The following is a 16,591-nucleotide window of genomic DNA, read 5'->3' on the forward strand; positions in this document are numbered from 1 at the left end:
CAGCCGTCCGGACCGGCGGACGGGGCGCGACGTCAGGCGGGGACGCCGAGCGGCGGGTGGTCGAGCACGCGGGGCTCGTACTCGACCAGCTGGATGCGGCCGTCGAAGGTGCGGTGCTCGGTCATCTCCAGGGCGACGTCGGGGTAGCCGTCGTAGATGCGTTCCTCGCCCGTGGCTCCGGTGATGACGGGGAACATCACGACCCGGAAGCGGTCGACGAGTCCGGCTCGTAGCAGGGACCGGCACAGGCTGAGGCTGCCGATCGTGCTCAGGAGCCCCGAGCCGCTCGACTTCATGGCGCGGACCGCTTCGACGGCGTCGTCGCGGACGAGCGTGGAGTTGGCCCACGTCAGTGGCTCCTGGAGCGAGGAGGAGAACACCACCTTGGACGCTTGCGTGAGCTCGTCGACGGACGCTTCTTCCTCGGGCCTGAACTCGTCCTGGCCCTTCGGGACCTCGCCCGAGGCGAAGCCCGACATCAGGCGGTAGGTGTTCGCTCCCATCAGGTAGGTGGCCCCGGGCTGCTCTCCGAGCCACGCGAGGTACTCCGGGCCCTCCAGGCCCCAGAACCCGGGCCACCCCTCTCCTGACGCGTGGCCGTCGAGGGAGGTGATGAAGTCGACGAGAAGCTCCGACATGGCGTGTCCTTTCGTGGGCTGTCACGAGCTTGGACCGAATGGGAGCCCCGAACTCATCGGCCGCGCTGTGGACAACTGAAACGATCAGCCGCCGGTGGGGATCCGGCGGCCGACCGGAGCTTTGCATAAACGTGCATTGAAACGTATAGTCATGCCATCGACGAGGAGGGTCCGATGGTGGTTCGTGTTGCAGTGGCCGGAGCGAGCGGGTACGCGGGCGGGGAACTGCTGCGCCTGCTCCTGGCCCACCCCGAGGTCGAGATCGGCGCGCTGACCGGCAACTCCAACGCCGGAGCGCTCCTGGGCTCGCTCCAGCCGCACCTCGTGCCGCTGGCCGGGCGCACCTTGGAGGCGACCACCCCCGAGGTGCTCGCCGGCCGGGACGCCGCGCACGACGTGGTCTTCCTCGCCCTGCCGCACGGCCAGTCGGCCGCCGTCGCCGCCCAGCTCGGCGAGGACGTCCTCGTCGTCGACATGGGCGCCGACCACCGGCTGAAGTCCGCCGCCGATTGGGACGCATTCTACGGGGCCCCCCACGCCGGTACCTGGCCCTACGGCCTCCCCGAACTGCCGGGCGGCCGCGCCGCACTGGCGGGGTCCCGGCGCATCGCGGTTCCGGGTTGCTATCCGACCGCCGTCTCCCTGGCCCTCTTCCCGGCCTACCAGGACGGGCTCGCCGAGCCCGAGGCCGTGATCGTCGCCGCCACCGGCACCTCCGGCGCGGGCAAGGCCCTCAAGCCGCACCTGCTCGGCTCCGAGGTGATGGGTTCCATGAGCCCGTACGGCGTGGGCGGCGGCCACCGGCACACCCCCGAGATGGTCCAGAACCTCTCGGCCGTCGCCGGGACCCGCGTCTCGGTGTCCTTCACCCCGACCCTCGCCCCGATGGCCCGGGGCATCCTGGCCACCTGTTCGGCCAAGGCCGTGGCCGGAACCACCGCCGAATCGGTGCGCGCCGCCTACGAGAAGGCCTACGCCGACGAGCCGTTCGTCCACCTGCTCCCCGAGGGGCAGTGGCCCGCGACGGCATCCGTCTACGGTTCCAACGCCGTTCAGGTCCAGGTCGCGTACGACGCGTCCGCCCAGCGGATCATCGCGATCAGCGCCATCGACAACCTGACCAAGGGCACCGCCGGTGGCGCGGTGCAGAGCATGAACATCGCCCTCGGGCTCCACGAGAGCTTGGGTCTTTCCACGATCGGAGTCGCACCGTGAGTGTCACGGCAGCACAGGGGTTCAGCGCGGCGGGCATCGCCGCCGGGATCAAGGCGAACGGCAACCCGGACCTGGCCCTCGTGGTCAACCACGGCCCGCGCCTGACCGCGGCGGGCGTCTTCACCTCCAACCGCGTCAAGGCCGCCCCCGTCCACTGGTCCGAGCAGGTCCTGCGCGGCGGCACCGTCAGCGCCGTGGTCCTCAACTCCGGCGGTGCCAACGCCTGCACCGGCCCCCGGGGCTTCCAGGACACCCACGCCACCGCCGAGAAGGTCGCCGCCGTCCTCGGCGGCGAGCACAACGCCGGTGAGATCGCGGTGGCCTCCACCGGGCTGATCGGCGTGCTCCTGCCCATGGACAAGCTGCTGCCCGGCATCGAGAGCGCCGCCGAGGCCCTCACCGCCGACGGCGGCGAGGCCGCGGCCGTCGCCATCAAGACCACCGACACCGTCCACAAGACCGCCACCGTCAGCCACGCCGCGGGCTGGACCGTCGGCGGCATGGCCAAGGGCGCGGGCATGCTCGCCCCGGGCCTGGCCACCATGCTCGTCGTCCTCACCACCGACGCCGACCTGGACAGCGCCACCCTCGACGAGGCACTGCGGGACGCGACCCGCACCACCTTCGACCGGGTCGACTCCGACGGCTGCATGTCCACCAACGACACCGTGCTGCTGCTCGCCTCCGGCGCCTCCGGCGTGGACCCGGCCTACGACGAGTTCGCCGAGGCCGTACGGACCGTCTGCGACGACCTGGCCCGCCAGCTCATCGGCGACGCCGAGGGAGCCAGCAAGGACATCCGGATCGAGGTCGTGAACGCGGCCAGCGAGGACGACGCCGTCGAGGTGGGCCGGTCCATCGCCCGGAACAACCTGCTCAAGTGCGCCATCCACGGCGAGGACCCGAACTGGGGCCGGGTGCTCTCCGCGATCGGCACCACCAGGGCCGCCTTCGACCCGGACCGGCTGAACGTCGCCATCAACGGGATCTGGGTCTGCAAGAACGGTTCCGTGGGCGAGGACCGCGACCTGGTCTCGATGAAGGGCCGCGAGGTCCGGATCACCGCCGACCTGGCCACCGGCAGCGAGTCCGCGGTCATCTGGGCCAACGACCTGACCGCCGACTACGTCCACGAGAACAGCGCGTACTCCTCATGAGCGCCGGCGCCGGAAGTGCCCGCAAGCACACCGCCCTGCCCAAGGCCGAGATCCTCATCGAGGCACTGCCCTGGCTGACCCGCCACAACGGCAAGATCGTCGTCATCAAGTTCGGCGGCAACGCCATGGTCGACGAGGACCTCAAGGCCGCCTTCGCCCAGGACGTGGTCTTCCTGCGCCAAGCCGGCCTGCGGCCGGTCGTCGTGCACGGCGGCGGCCCGCAGATCAACGCCCAGCTCGACCGGCACGGCCTGGTCAGCGAGTTCAAGGCGGGCCTGCGCGTCACCACCCCGGAGGCGATGGACGTCGTCCGGATGGTGCTCGCCGGACAGGTCCAGCGCCAGCTCGTCGGCCTGCTCAACCAGCACGGACCGCTCGCCGTCGGCATGACCGGCGAGGACGCCCACACCATCACCGCCGTCCAGCACCGGCCCGAGATCGACGGCGAGAGCGTCGACATCGGCCGGGTCGGCGAGATCACCGCCATCGACACCGGTGCGATCGAGGCGCTGCTGGCGGACGGCCGGATCCCGGTCATCTCCTCCATCGCGCGCAGCGCCGACGACGACCACGTCTACAACGTCAACGCCGACACCGCGGCCGCGGCGCTCGCGGCCGCCCTCGGCGCCGAGACCCTGATGGTCCTCACCGACGTCGAGGGCCTGTACGCGGACTGGCCCAGCAGCGACGAGGTCATCAGTCGGCTCACCGTCAGCGAGTTGGAGAAGCTGCTCCCCGAGCTGTCGAGCGGCATGGTCCCCAAGATGGAGGGCTGCCTGCACGCCGTCCGCGGCGGCGTCGGCACCGCCCGCGTGATCGACGGGCGGGTCCAGCACTCGATCCTGCTGGAGATCTTCACCGACGAGGGCATCGGCACCATGGTCGTGCCCGACGCAGAGGGAGGGGCATCCGCGTGAGCGGGAACAGCTCGAACGAGGAGTACGGAGCGCGCTGGAAGGCGGCGCTCACCGACAACTACGGCACCCCCGCGCTCGCGCTCGTGCGCGGCGCCGGGGCCCAGGTCTGGGACGCGGACGGCAAGCAGTACACCGACTTCGTCGGCGGCATCGCGGTCAACGCCCTGGGCCACGCCCACCCGGCGGTCGTCGGAGCGGTCTCCGCGCAGATCGCCTCGCTCGGCCACGTCTCCAACCTCTACGCCTCCGAGCCGGTCATCGCGCTCGGCGAACGGCTGCTCCAGCTCTTCGGCCGCCCCGGCAAGGTCTTCTTCTGCAACTCCGGCGCCGAAGCGGTCGAGGCGGCCTTCAAGGTCGGCCGGCTGACCGGACGCACGCACATGGTCGCCACCACCGGCGGATTCCACGGCCGCACCATGGGCGCCCTCGCCCTGACCGGCCAGCCCGCCAAGCAGACCCCCTTCCTGCCGCTGCCCGGCGAGGTCACCCACGTCCCCTACGGCGACGTGGAGGCCCTGCGGGCCGCCGTCACCGAGGACACCGCCCTCGTCCTGATCGAGCCCATCCAGGGCGAGAACGGCGTGGTCGTGCCGCCGCCCGGGTACCTGACCGCCGCCCGCGAGATCACCCGCGCCACCGGCACGCTGCTCGCCCTCGACGAGGTGCAGACCGGCATCGGCCGCTGCGGGCAGTGGTTCGAGCACCAGGCGCACGACGGGGTCGAACCCGACCTCGTCACGCTCGCGAAGGGGCTGGGCGGCGGTCTGCCGATCGGCGCCCTCGTCGCCTTCGGCCCGGCCGCCGACCTGCTCCGGCCCGGCCAGCACGGCACCACCTTCGGCGGGAACCCGGTCGCCTGCGCCGCCGGGCTCGCCGTCATCGACACCATCGCCGCCGACGGACTCCTGGGCCGGATCAAGGAGCGGAGCGAGCAACTGCGCTCCGGAATCGAGGGCGCCGGCGAGGGCGAGCGCCACCCGTTGGTATCCCATGTCCGCGGTGCGGGCCTCCTGCTGGGTATCGTGCTGACCGAGCCCCTCGCACCGAAGGTGCAGAAGGCGGCTCAGGATGCCGGCTTCCTGGTCAACGCGCCCGCCCCCGACGTCGTACGGCTGATGCCGCCGTTCGTCCTCACCGAGGCGGAGGCGGACGCGTTCCTCCGGGCCCTGCCCGGCATCCTCGACGCGGCCCACGGGGACGGATCCGGAGAATGAGACGACGATGAGTCAGGCGCAGGAACACGAGGCGAGCGGCCAGTCCGTTCCGCAGACCCGAACCGCCCGCCACCGCCGGATCGTGGACATCCTCAACCGGCAGCCGGTCCGCTCCCAGAGCCAGCTGGCGAAGCTGCTCGCCGACGACGGGCTGAGCGTCACCCAGGCGACGCTCTCCCGGGACCTCGACGAGCTGGGCGCGGTGAAGATCCGCAACACCAACGGCGAGTTGATCTACGCGGTACCGAGCGAGGGTGGCTTCCGCACCCCGCAGGCCCCGCTGGGCGAGTCGGCGAAGGAGGAGCGCATGCGGCGCCTCTCCGGTGAACTGCTGATCTCGGCGGAGGCCTCCGCGAACCTCGTGGTCCTGCGCACCCCGCCCGGCGCCGCCCAGTTCCTCGCCTCGGCGATCGACCAGGCCGAACTCCAGGCGATCCTGGGCACGATCGCGGGTGACGACACCCTGATGCTGATCAGCCGCGACCCCGCGGGCGGTCAGGCGCTGGCCGATCACCTCCTGCGTCTGGCGCAGAAGGAGGGCTGAGGGCGACCCTGGGGGGATGAGCCAACACCCCCTCTGGGCAGCGGTCTTCGAGGCCGCTGCAGTCGCCCTTGCCTGTTACGCCGTGCTCGGAGTGCTCTGGCGCCTGCGGGACCGGTCCGACCGGTCCGCGGCCGCGCTACTGGCCACCGCGCCGCCCGATCCGTACCACGCGGTGGCCGTGGCGGGGCGGGCCGAGGACGTCCACCGTCCGGCGGTCGCCCGGCTGCTGCTCGACGGCTCGGTGGAGGTGGACGGGGCGGGCCGACTGGTCGTCGCCGCCGGGGGGCCGCAGCACGGGCCGGAAGCGGACCCCGCGCCGGTGCACCCGCTGCCCGCCGCCGTCCTGGCCGCGCTCGTCCGGCGCTCCCGGCCCACGAGCACGGCGGAGCTGTCCGGGGACCAGGAGCTGCGCGCGGCCCGCGAGGCCTTCCTGGCCGCCGAGGACGCGAAGTACCCGCACCTGGCCGAGGTCCGCGACCACGACCGGCTCGCCGACCTCGCGATCCTGCTCATCATGGCGGTGGTCGCCTGGTACAGCTTCCAACTGGTGGTGCTCTCGCGGCCGGACACGCTGCGCGGGATCGTGCTGATGGGCACCTTCGTCCTCGCGGTGGCGGTCGGGGCCTGCGGCGCGCTGCTCGCCGCCATGGCCATGGTGCGGGTGTGGCCGAAGCGGCGCGATCCCTTCCGTACGTACTGCGCCGCGCTGCCCCCGCACCCGGACCTCCTCGCCCTGGACCCGGAGCTGCTGGCCCGCGTGGACCACCGGGAGCCGCGCCCGGTGGAGTACGACACTTGGGTCGACAGCGGCGGCGCGTTCTGACGCCCGGCCGGGGTGCGCCAGTACCGGGGGGCGTCAGTACCGGGGGTGCGTCAGTACCGGGTCACGTCCAGCGGTCCCGACTCCGTGCCCACCGCGATGTGCGGCCGGCGTTCCGGCCGGGCCCAGCGCAGGATCGCGCGCATGGACTCCTCGGGCACCGACACGCATCCCGCCGTCGCGCCCTTGCCGTTGACGTGCAGGAAGATCCCCGCGCCGCGCCCGTGCACCGGCCGGTCGTAGTTGAAGCCGATGACCAGGGCGTGGGCGTACTGCTTCGCGTAGCCGACCAGGTGCTCCGCCTCGCCGGGCGCGCAGTCGGCGGGCAGGGGTTCCACCCACCGGTTGTAGTGGAACGAGGCGTTGTCCTGACACCACCAGGAGCCCTCGCGGACGGGCCGGTAGGTGTACGCCGTCCCCACGGGCGCCGGCCGGATCCCGAAGGCGTACGGCAGGTCGTACAGCCCGGTGGGCGTGGTGTTGGTGCCCTGGACGCGGGTGGCGCCCTCGGCGAGGCCCTGCGCGCCGAACCGGGCGGGCGCCCGGCCCATCGGCACCCACCGCCCGGACCGGCGCTCCCACCAGGTCAGGCGGCCGGTGGTCGCACCGGCCGAGGGGGCGACGGCGGTGATCAGCTGGCTGCCGCCACCGGTGTCGGCGAGCCGGTCCGGCAGCGTGGATCCCCACGGCGGTCCCGACCCGGCGAGCAGGGAGGTGACGAACAGTGAGCCGAGGGCGAGGGCGGTTCGCAGCACACGTCAGACGGTACGCGGCGGGAGCGGCAACGGCAGTGCGGGCAGGCCGTCCACGCTCGTCGCGATGAATTCCTTCTTCTCGCAGTACTGCGCGAACTCCTCGTCCGTCTTGCGGCCGAAGTACTCCGCATGGAGGGTGCGCTCGCCCTGGTACTCCATGAAGGGGACGGCGTAGCCGCACACGTCGGTGATCCGCTTGGTCCGTACGACGATGACCGCACGGGCCGAGGGCCCGTCGGCCGCGCCGAACAGGGCGATCAGCTCGCCCCACCGGGGGTCGTCACGGAAGACCGCCTCGCCCTCGCCGTGCACGCGGACGATGTTGGGCGGCCCGGAGAAGGCGCACCACATGAGGGTGATCCGGCCGTTCTCGCGGACGTGGGCGATGGTCTCGGCGCCGCTGCCGCCGAAGTCCAGGTAGGCGAGGGTGTGTTCGTCGATGACGACGAGGGTGCCCGCGCGGCCCTTGGGGGAGAGGTTGACATGACCGTCGCCCGCCAGCGGTGCGGTCGCGGTGAAGAACATCGGCTGGGCCTCGATGAAGGCGCGCAGCCGGCCGTCTATGTGTTCGTGCAGCTTTCCCATGAGGTCAGTATCCCGTCCCGTCGACGATCGCCCGGGGCAGTCCGAGGCGTGAACGCATCAGGTTTATGACGTGATCGCCGAAGAGCCCGGAGCAGCGCTCCAGCAGGGCGCCCACCTCCGGATCGCCGGCGGGCAGGACCGGCGGGGCGTACGGCGACCACATGGCCCGGACGTGCTGCTCGGCCCGGCGGCGCAGGCTCGGGTCGAGGTCGTCCAACAGGAGTACGTCGGCCCGCAGCCCGGCCACGCCGCCCCGCGCGTGCAACAGCCGGTGGGCGGCCCGCCGCTGCGCGAAGGGCTGAGCGGGGGCGAGCAGTTCGACGAGCGTGGCCTCGGGCAGCCGGTCGACGCTCGGCAGCAGCGCGAGGGCCGCCTCGCGCACGACGGCCCCCGCCGGATCGGTCAGCAGCGGGAACAGGAGGGCGGTGTCCGTCGCGTCGAGCAGCCGCAGCCCGGCCACCGCGCCGGCCCGCACGGCCGGTCGGGGGTGCGTCAGCAGGGCGCGCAGCAAGGGCGCGTCCGCGCGCCGCCCGCACTCGGCGAGCCCGAGCACGGCGCCGCCGCTCACGGTGCGGGGCTCGGCGCACAGCTCCAGGTAGCGGGTCCGCGGGTCGCCGCCGTCCTGGCCGACCGACCAGCGGGCGCAGGCCCGTACGATGCCCGTGCGGTCGGTGAGGTGGGCCGCGGCCTCGGCCGCGCGGCCCGTGCGGCGCAGGGCGGTGACCCCGGCGGCCCGGACCTGGCCCGAGCGCGAGCCGAGCAGCAGGTCGACCACGGCGTCGGCGTCCGACCTCGGCGCCCCCGCGGCCAGCGCGGCGAGTGCCCCGTCGGTCCACAGTCGGCGCAGCACCGGGTCGCCCTCGCGCGCGGCCGCCCGGGCCAGCTCCCGCGCCCCCCGGCGCCCGGAGCCCAGCAGCAGCCGCCCGGCGAAGCGGCGCGCGGCCGGGTCGCGCTCGCCCAGCAGCGCCTCCAGCACCGCGGCGGGGGCATCGCCGAGGGCCGCCTCGAACAGGTCACGGGCCCACTCGCCCCGCCCGCGAGCACCGAGCCGCAGGACCAGCGGGGTGAGCGCGACCAGGGTCTCGGTCGGGGAGTCGGCCAGGGTCCGGGCGAGCAGCGCGCGGGCGCGGGTCCGTACCGGCCCGGCCCAGTCCGCGCAGCGGATCACCACGAGCGGCAGCAGCGAGGGACCCCGCCAGGCCCCCTGCGCGAGCTGCCGCACCGCCTCCTCGCGCACCCGGCCCTCGGGGTGGCACAGCGCGGTGTGCGGCCGGGAGCGCAGCAGCGCGGGCAGCGCGTCGTCCCGGTGCGGGAGGCCCCGCACCCCCTCGTCGAGCGCGATCCAGGCGGCCGGGTCGGCGGGGTCGAGCACCTCCGTGAGCGCCGCGCCCCGCGCGAGGTGCTCGGCGGCCTCGCAGCCGTCCCGGTACGTCCAGTGGCGGCGCGCGGGTCCGGGCACCGGTGTGGGCGGGGAAGCGTGGTGCGGCGCGCTCTGCGCGGGGTCCCTCATGCCCCGACCTTAGGCGGGGACGACCCCGCTGAGCAGCGAGTTTCCCGGCTCGTTGACGAAACATACGGAGTAGTGCATAGTTATGCCTGTCGTCAGATGCACCCTGTAAGGAGAAACCCGTGACCGAGCGCGTCGTACTCGCCTACTCGGGCGGCCTGGACACCTCCGTCGCCATCGGCTGGATCACCGAGGAGACGGGCGCCGAGGTCATCGCCGTTGCCGTGGACGTCGGCCAGGGCGGCGAGGACCTGGACGTCATCCGCAAGCGCGCGCTCGCCTGCGGCGCCGTCGAGGCCGAGGTCGCGGACGCCAAGGACGAGTTCGCCAACGAGTACTGCCTCCCGGCGATCAAGGCCAACGCCCTCTACATGGACCGCTACCCGCTGGTCTCCGCCCTCTCGCGGCCGACCATCGTCAAGCACCTCGTCGCCGCCGCCCAGAAGCACAACGCGACGATCGTGGCCCACGGCTGCACCGGCAAGGGCAACGACCAGGTCCGCTTCGAGGCCGGCATCGCCGCCCTCGGCCCCGACCTCAAGTGCATCGCCCCGGTCCGTGACTACGCGATGACCCGTGACAAGGCGATCGCCTTCGCCGAGAAGGCCGACCTCCCGATCGCGACCACCAAGAAGTCCCCGTACTCCATCGACCAGAACGTCTTCGGGCGCGCCGTCGAGACGGGCTTCCTGGAGGACATCTGGAACGCGCCGATCGAGGACATCTACGAGTACACCTCGAACCCGGCGATCCCGCGCGAGGCCGACGAGGTCGTCATCTCCTTCAAGGAGGGCGTTCCGGTCGCCATCGACGGCAAGCCCGTCTCCGTGCTCCAGGCCATCCAGCAGCTCAACGAGCGGGCCGGCGCCCAGGGCATCGGCCGGATCGACATCGTCGAGGACCGCCTCGTCGGCATCAAGTCCCGTGAGGTCTACGAGGCCCCGGGCGCGATCGCGCTGATCACCGCCCACCAGGAGCTGGAGAACGTCACCGTCGAGCGCGAGCTGGCCCGCTACAAGCGGCAGGTCGAGCAGCGCTGGGGCGAGATGGTCTACGACGGCCTGTGGTTCTCCCCGCTCAAGCGCGCCCTGGACGGCTTCATCAACGAGGCCAACCAGCACGTCACCGGTGACATCCGGATGACGCTGCACGCGGGCCGCGCCGTGGTCACCGGCCGCAAGTCCGAGGAGTCGCTGTACGACTTCAACCTCGCGACCTACGACTCGGGCGACACCTTCGACCAGTCCAAGGCCCAGGGCTTCATCGAGATCTTCGGTCTGTCCTCGAAGATCGCCGCGCGGCGCGACCTCGCCTGAGGTCCGCTCGTTACGCGTAGCGCACGCGCAGTGCTTTGACGGCCTCCCCGGTACCTCCGCGACGGGGAGGCCGTCGTACACCCACCTCTTGAGGAGCAGTAGCTGTGAGCAGCAACAACGGTGACGTCCGGCTCTGGGGCGGCCGGTTCGCCGACGGGCCCGCCGAGGCCCTGGCGAAGCTGTCCGCGTCGGTCCACTTCGACTGGCGTCTCGCGCCCTACGACATCGCCGGTTCGCGCGCCCACGCCCGCGTCCTGCACAAGGCGGGCCTGCTCACGGCCGACGAACTCCAGCGCATGTCGGACGGGCTGGACCGGCTCGCGGCCGACGTCGAGTCCGGCGCCCTCGTGGGCACCATCGCCGACGAGGACGTGCACACCGCGCTGGAGCGCGGCCTGCTGGAGCTGCTCGGCCCCGACCTCGGCGGCAAGCTGCGGGCCGGCCGCTCGCGCAACGACCAGGTCGCCACGCTCTTCCGGATGTACCTGCGCGACCACGCCCGGATCATCGGCTCCCTGATCGCGGACCTCCAGGACGCCCTCGTCGGTCTCGCCGAGACGCACGCCGACGTGGCGATGCCCGGCCGGACCCACCTCCAGCACGCCCAGCCGGTGCTCTTCGCCCACCACGTGCTGGCGCACGTCCAGTCCCTGTCCCGGGACGCGGAGCGGCTGCGGCAGTGGGACACCCGGACCGCGGTCTCCCCGTACGGCTCGGGCGCCCTCGCCGGCTCCTCGCTCGGCCTGGACCCGGAGCAGGTGGCCGCCGACCTCGGCTTCGAGCGGGGCTCGGTCGGCAACTCGATCGACGGGACGGCCTCGCGGGACTTCGTCGCGGAGTTCGCCTTCATCACGGCGATGATCGGGATCAACCTCTCCCGGATCGCCGAGGAGATCATCATCTGGAACACGAAGGAGTTCTCCTTCGTCACCCTGCACGACGCCTTCTCCACCGGCTCCTCGATCATGCCGCAGAAGAAGAACCCGGACATCGCGGAGCTGGCGCGGGGCAAGTCGGGCCGCCTGATCGGCAACCTCACCGGCCTGCTGGCCACGCTCAAGGCGCTCCCCCTGGCCTACAACCGGGACCTTCAGGAGGACAAGGAGCCGGTCTTCGACTCGTGCGACACCCTTGAGGTCCTGCTGCCCGCCTTCACCGGCATGATGGCGACCCTCACCGTCCACCGGGCGCGGATGGAAGAGCTGGCCCCGGCCGGCTTCTCGCTCGCCACCGACATCGCCGAGTGGCTGGTCCGCCAGGGCGTGCCCTTCCGGGTCGCGCACGAGGTCGCGGGCGAGTGCGTCAAGGAGTGCGAGGGCCTGGGCATCGAGCTGGACGAGCTGAGCGACGAGCAGTTCGCGAAGATCTCCGAGCACCTCACCCCCGAGGTCCGCACGGTCCTCAACGTGCCCGGCGCCCTGGCCTCCCGCAGCGGCCGCGGCGGCACCGCGCCGAGCGCGGTCGCCGTCCAGCTCAACGAACTGAAGGCGGACCTGGTCATCCAGCACGCCTGGGCGAACCACAAGAACTGACGCGAAGAGAAGAAGGCGCGCGCCCGTCCCGAGGGGGCGGCCGGGGCACCCGCCCCGGCCGCCCCCTCGGGCGTTCCCGGCCTACGCCGCCCAGGCGGCCAGCCGGTCGAAGTCGTCCTGGACCAGCCCGATCCGTTCGTCGATCCGCAGCAGCAGGGACCGCGCCGGATGGCGTTGGTCGACGTACTCCCGGTCCATCGGCGTGATGTCGTCGTCGACCCACGCGAAGGGCCGCTCCCCGGCGTACTCCACGACGTACTGGGTCTTCCAGAAGGTCCCGCGCGGCGCCCGCCCGTGCATCTGGGGCCAGTCGATGAAGGGCAGTCTCGGCAGCCCCAGGTGCGGGCCTATCCAGTCGTTGGCCTCGTCCTTCCAGGTCGTCGCCCAGACCAGCTCGTACGCGCCCGCCAGCGCCCGCAGCCGCGCGCCGTGCCCCGGGTGCAGCCAGACCCGCAGGGGCTTGGCGTGCTCGGCGAGCGACCAGCCGGTGGGGCGCATGCGGTGGGTGGTGTACCCCTCGGGGCGGCGCCGGGGCTTGGCCGCGTAGGGGTTCAGCGGGCCGTCTACGTCGATCAACAGCAGGGGCTTCTTCGTCATCGCGACAGGATTCCTTCCGTGCCCCGCGCGGGGCACTCGGATATTCAGTGAGACAGTGACGTCTCATTCGGGTTATGCTTGTCTCATGGCCATGGATCGTGACCAGGTGCTGCGCGCTGCGGCGGCCCTGCTCTCCCGCAAATCGACCGCGACGATGGACGAGGTCGCCCGCGCGGCCGGCATCGGCCGCGCAACCCTGCACCGGCACTTCGCCGGGCGCGACGTCCTCGTACGGGCCCTCGAAGAGCTCGGCATCCGCCAGTTCGAGATCGCCTTCGACGCGGCGCGCCTGGAGGAGGGCAGCGCCGTCGACGCCCTCGGCCGCCTCGTCGCCGAGGCCGAGCCGAACGCGCTGCTGCTGGCCTTCCTCGTCACCGAGAACCAGCTCTTCGAGGGCGACCAGGTCAACGAGGGATGGGCCCGGCTCGACGCCCGGGTCTCCGCGCTCTTCCGGCGCGGACAGCAGGAGGGCGACCTCAGGATCGACCTGAGCCCCGCCTGGCTCACCGAGGCCCTGTACGGGCTGATCGGCACCTGCGCCTGGGCCGTCATGGACGGCCGGGTCGCGGCCAAGGACTTTCAGTACATGATCACCGAGTTGCTGCTCGGTGGCGCACGACGGAGTGTGGAGAAATGAGCAGAACCGAAGAGCTGAGCAGACGGCAGGGGACGGAGGACGGCAGGAGCCCCGGGCGCTGGATCGCGCTCTCGGTCCTCGTGCTGGCCGTCCTGCTGGTCGCGGTCGACGCCACCGTACTCGGTCTCGCCACCCCCTCCCTGAGCGAAGACCTCAAGCCGTCCGGCACCCAGCTGCTGTGGATCGGCGACGTCTATTCCTTCGTCATCGCCGGTCTGCTCGTCTCCATGGGCTCCCTCGGCGACCGCATCGGCCGCAAGAAACTGCTGCTGATAGGCGCCACCGCCTTCGGCCTCGTCTCGGTCCTGAACGCCTACGCGACCAGCCCCGAGATGATGATCGTGGCCCGCGCGCTGCTCGGCGTCGCCGGCGCGACGCTGATGCCGTCCACCCTCGCCCTGATCCGCAACATCTTCCACGACCCCAAGGAGCGCAGCCTCGCCATCGGTATCTGGGGCGCCACCGCCTCGGCCGGCGCGGCCGTCGGCCCCGTGGTCGGCGGAGCCCTGCTCCAACACTTCTGGTGGGGCTCGGTCTTCCTCATCAACCTGCCCGTGATGATCGTCCTGGTCGTCGTCGGCATCAAGCTGCTGCCCGAGTCGAAGAACCCCGCGAAGGGCCCCTGGGACCTGCTCAGCGTCGCCCTCTCGCTCATCGGCATCATCGGCATCGTCTACGCCGTCAAGCAGGTCGCCACGCACGGCCTCTCCTGGGAGGTCTGGGCGGCCGCGGTCCTCGGCGTCGCCATGCTCTACGCCTTCGTCCGCCGCCAGCACACCCTGGCCGCGCCCCTGCTCGACATGAAGCTCTTCAAGCACCGCGGCTTCTCCGGCGCGGTCCTCGCCGACCTGCTGACCGTCTTCGGCCTCTCCGGGCTGGTCTTCTTCCTCTCCCAGTTCCTCCAGCTCGTCCAGGGCCGCGAGCCGCTGGAAGCGGGCCTGGCCGAACTGCCCGCCGCCGTCGGCGCGGTGGTCACCGGTCTGCTCGCGGGCCGCTACGCCCGCAAGTACTCCGTGCGCGTCATCGTGAGCGGCGGCCTCGCCGCGATCGGCGTGGCGCTGGGCGCCCTCACCGTCATCAGCAAGGAGACCGGCTACCCGCTGCTCGGCGCCGCGCTGCTCGTCGTCGGCCTCGGCGCCGGCTTCTCCTTCACCGTCACCGCCGACGTGATCCTCTCCAGCGTGCCCAAGGAGCAGGCCGGTTCCGCCTCCGCGGTCTCCGAGACGGCCTACGAGCTCGGCGCGGCCCTCGGCATCGCCCTGCTCGGCTCCATCGTCACCGGGGTCTACCAGAGCTTCACGGCCCCCTCCACGGTCTCCCCGGCGCTCGCCGACGCGGCGCACGAATCCCTGGGCGGAGCCGTCGAGGCGGCCAAGGGGCTGGACCCGCACACCGCCGAGGTGATGGTGGGCGCGGCCCAGAACGCCTTCGTGGACGGACTGCGGCTCGCCTCCGGCGTCGGCGCGGTCGTCCTGCTCGCCACGGCCGTGGCCGCGTGGTTCCTGCTCAAGGGGCAGGAGCTCCAGGACGGCATCGAGCACTGACCCCGCGGGCCCGTCCCCATGGACGCCCCAAAGGGTGGTGTCGCGCGCGGAGTTGACATGACGATCACGCGCGCGACACCATCCCCGCGATGGAGCTCACCGATCTGACCCCGGCCGAGCGCCGCGTCTGGGACGCCTTCCCGCGCGGCGAACGCGTCGACGTCCGCGAGGCCCCCGACGAGGACGCCGCCGACGGCGCGGCATGGGGCCCCGAGCGGACCGTACGGGCCGAGGTGCTGGGCGCCCTGCTGCTCGACGGGACCGCGGCCGAGGGCCAGGTCGCCGGGCTCAACCTCAAGGGCTTCCGCATCACCGGCAAGCTCAACCTGAAGTACGCCGTCGTCGAGCACGCGATCCGACTGCGCGGCTGCTGGTTCGAACGCAAACCCCTGCTGTACGGGGCCCGGTTGCGCGCGCTCGTCCTGAGCGACTCCGCCCTGCCGGGCCTGACCGCCGCCACCGTCACGGTCGACGTGGTCCTGCGGCTGTCCTGCTGCCGGATCACCGGACCGGTCCGCCTCGCCGGTGCCCGGATCGCCGGCGGCCTCTTCCTCACCCGCGCCGTCATAGGCACCCCGCCCGCACCCGCGGGGGAACCGCCCGCCACGACCGGCCCGCCCCCCGAGGACCCTGCGGCCCCCGAGCCCCCGCTCCAGTTCAACCACGCCGACATCGGCACCGACGTCATCGCCACCGGCCTCACCGTCCACGGGCAGACGCGCATCAACGGAGCCACCGTCGGCGGCCAGATCAACCTCGACGGCGCCCGCCTGCTCAACCCCGGCGGCGACGCCCTGTACGCCGAGACCCTGACGGTGGGCACCGACGTCCGCGCCCGCGGACTGCACGCCGAGGGCCGGGTCAACCTCACCGGCTCCCGCATACCGGGCCAGCTGGGCCTCGCCCACGCCCGGCTGGTCAACCCCGGCGGCACCGCCCTGCGGGCCTCCAGCTGCGCGATCGGCGAAGTGTGGCTGCGCGCGTGCGACACCATCCAGGGCACGGTGAACCTGCGCCGCTCCCAGTTCGACCTGCTCCACGTCGAGCCCGGGGGCTGGCCCGACACGGTCCGCCTCGACGGGCTGGGCTACGGGTCGCTGCGCCCGCACCTGCCCGCCGAGCAGCGGCTCCCGGTGTTGGACCGCGAGGAGGCGGGCTACCTCCCCTTCGCCTACGAGCAGTTGGCCGCCTCCTACCGCACCGCGGGGGACGAGGCGGCCGCCCGCACGGTCCAGCTCGCCAAGCTCCGCCGGCACCGGCGCACCCTGCCCCGGCACGCCCGGGTGTGGGGGCTGCTCCAGGACGTCACCGTGGGCTACGGCTTCCGGCCGCTGCGCGCGGCGGGCTGGCTCGTGGCCCTGCTGTGCACCGGGGCCCTCGCCTACGGGCTGCGGCCGCCGGCCCCGCTCAAACCGGACGAGGCGCCCGAGTTCAACCCGGTCTTCTACACCCTCGACCTGATGCTGCCCATCATCGGCTTCGGGCAGGAGGAGGCCTTCGGTCCGCGCGGGTGGTACCAGTGGCTGTCGTACCTGTTGATCGTGACGGGCTGGGTGCTGGCGACGACCACCGCGGCCGGCGTCAGCCGCTCACTGAGCCGCCAGTAGGGCCGG

16 protein-coding genes are annotated in these 16,591 nt (G+C 72.5%); 11 read left to right on the plus strand and 5 right to left on the minus strand.

The window, feature by feature from the left end:
- Window positions 1-32: 32 nt before the first annotated feature.
- Window positions 33-638, minus strand: coding sequence for a dihydrofolate reductase family protein (locus ACIBEA_RS18470; RefSeq protein ID WP_399262102.1), 606 nt, complete (start codon window positions 636-638; stop codon window positions 33-35).
- Window positions 639-812: 174 nt separating this feature from the next.
- Here ACIBEA_RS18470 and argC point away from each other — a divergent pair, with 174 nt between their 5' ends.
- The 6 genes from argC to ACIBEA_RS18500 are packed head-to-tail and all read left to right on the plus strand — an operon-like array spanning window position 813 to window position 6,508.
- Window positions 813-1,853: an N-acetyl-gamma-glutamyl-phosphate reductase gene (gene argC / locus ACIBEA_RS18475; protein ID WP_399262104.1), complete on the plus strand. Its 1,041-nt coding sequence runs from the start codon at window positions 813-815 to the stop codon at window positions 1,851-1,853.
- Complete coding sequence (argJ, locus tag ACIBEA_RS18480) at window positions 1,850-3,010, plus strand: bifunctional glutamate N-acetyltransferase/amino-acid acetyltransferase ArgJ (RefSeq protein WP_399262106.1); 1,161 nt, start codon at window positions 1,850-1,852, stop codon at window positions 3,008-3,010. Before argC ends, argJ begins: the two co-directional genes overlap by 4 nt.
- Complete coding sequence (argB, locus tag ACIBEA_RS18485; protein WP_399262108.1) at window positions 3,007-3,927, plus strand: acetylglutamate kinase; 921 nt, start codon at window positions 3,007-3,009, stop codon at window positions 3,925-3,927. The genes argJ and argB overlap by 4 nt, the downstream gene beginning before the upstream one ends.
- A complete protein-coding gene (locus tag ACIBEA_RS18490) occupies window positions 3,924-5,141 on the plus strand; it encodes an acetylornithine transaminase (RefSeq protein ID WP_399262109.1) in 1,218 nt (405 codons plus the stop codon). The genes argB and ACIBEA_RS18490 overlap by 4 nt, the downstream gene beginning before the upstream one ends.
- 7 nt (window positions 5,142-5,148) lie before the next feature.
- Window positions 5,149-5,685, plus strand: coding sequence for an arginine repressor (locus ACIBEA_RS18495; RefSeq protein WP_354382611.1), 537 nt, complete (start codon window positions 5,149-5,151; stop codon window positions 5,683-5,685).
- A 16-nt stretch (window positions 5,686-5,701) separates the two neighbouring features.
- Entirely contained in the window at window positions 5,702-6,508 is an 807-nt protein-coding gene (locus tag ACIBEA_RS18500; protein WP_399262111.1) for a hypothetical protein, read from the plus strand.
- A 50-nt stretch (window positions 6,509-6,558) separates the two neighbouring features.
- Here the strand turns inward: ACIBEA_RS18500 and ACIBEA_RS18505 are convergent, their stop codons facing one another.
- Genes ACIBEA_RS18505 through ACIBEA_RS18515 form a run of 3 tightly spaced genes read right to left on the minus strand, consistent with a single transcriptional unit; the run spans window position 6,559 to window position 9,355 of the window.
- Window positions 6,559-7,257, minus strand: coding sequence for a L,D-transpeptidase (locus tag ACIBEA_RS18505; RefSeq protein WP_399262483.1), 699 nt, complete (start codon window positions 7,255-7,257; stop codon window positions 6,559-6,561).
- Window positions 7,258-7,263: 6 nt separating this feature from the next.
- Window positions 7,264-7,845, minus strand: coding sequence for a pyridoxamine 5'-phosphate oxidase family protein (locus ACIBEA_RS18510; RefSeq protein ID WP_399262113.1), 582 nt, complete (start codon window positions 7,843-7,845; stop codon window positions 7,264-7,266).
- 4 nt (window positions 7,846-7,849) lie between these two features.
- Window positions 7,850-9,355 carry a HEAT repeat domain-containing protein gene (locus ACIBEA_RS18515; protein WP_399262115.1) on the minus strand — a complete coding sequence of 502 codons (1,506 nt, stop codon included), beginning with the start codon at window positions 9,353-9,355 and terminating at the stop codon, window positions 7,850-7,852.
- 119 nt (window positions 9,356-9,474) lie between these two features.
- Between ACIBEA_RS18515 and ACIBEA_RS18520 the strand changes: the two genes are divergently transcribed.
- Both ACIBEA_RS18520 and argH read left to right on the plus strand, forming a co-directional pair.
- Window positions 9,475-10,668 carry an argininosuccinate synthase gene (locus tag ACIBEA_RS18520; RefSeq protein WP_399262117.1) on the plus strand — a complete coding sequence of 398 codons (1,194 nt, stop codon included), beginning with the start codon at window positions 9,475-9,477 and terminating at the stop codon, window positions 10,666-10,668.
- Window positions 10,669-10,772: 104 nt separating this feature from the next.
- Window positions 10,773-12,200 carry an argininosuccinate lyase gene (argH, locus tag ACIBEA_RS18525; RefSeq protein WP_399262119.1) on the plus strand — a complete coding sequence of 476 codons (1,428 nt, stop codon included), beginning with the start codon at window positions 10,773-10,775 and terminating at the stop codon, window positions 12,198-12,200.
- A gap of 81 nt (window positions 12,201-12,281) precedes the next feature.
- On the opposite strand, the gene ACIBEA_RS18530 is transcribed toward argH, so the two are convergent.
- Entirely contained in the window at window positions 12,282-12,797 is a 516-nt protein-coding gene (locus ACIBEA_RS18530) for an HAD domain-containing protein (RefSeq protein ID WP_399262121.1), read from the minus strand.
- Between the two features lie 85 nt (window positions 12,798-12,882).
- On the opposite strand from ACIBEA_RS18530, the gene ACIBEA_RS18535 reads away from it, so the two are divergent.
- From ACIBEA_RS18535 to ACIBEA_RS18545, 3 genes are all read left to right on the plus strand, one after another.
- Window positions 12,883-13,434 (plus strand): TetR/AcrR family transcriptional regulator, encoded by a 552-nt coding sequence (locus tag ACIBEA_RS18535; RefSeq protein ID WP_399262123.1) that lies wholly within the window; start codon window positions 12,883-12,885, stop codon window positions 13,432-13,434.
- Entirely contained in the window at window positions 13,431-14,978 is a 1,548-nt protein-coding gene (locus ACIBEA_RS18540) for an MFS transporter (RefSeq protein WP_399262125.1), read from the plus strand. The genes ACIBEA_RS18535 and ACIBEA_RS18540 overlap by 4 nt, the downstream gene beginning before the upstream one ends.
- Before the next feature lie 89 nt (window positions 14,979-15,067).
- Window positions 15,068-16,585, plus strand: a complete 1,518-nt coding sequence (locus ACIBEA_RS18545; protein WP_399262127.1) for a membrane-associated oxidoreductase — start codon at window positions 15,068-15,070, stop codon at window positions 16,583-16,585.
- Window positions 16,586-16,591 lie beyond the last annotated feature (6 nt).

Source organism: Streptomyces sp. NPDC051555 (assembly GCF_044454405.1).
GTDB lineage: Bacteria > Actinomycetota > Actinomycetes > Streptomycetales > Streptomycetaceae > Streptomyces.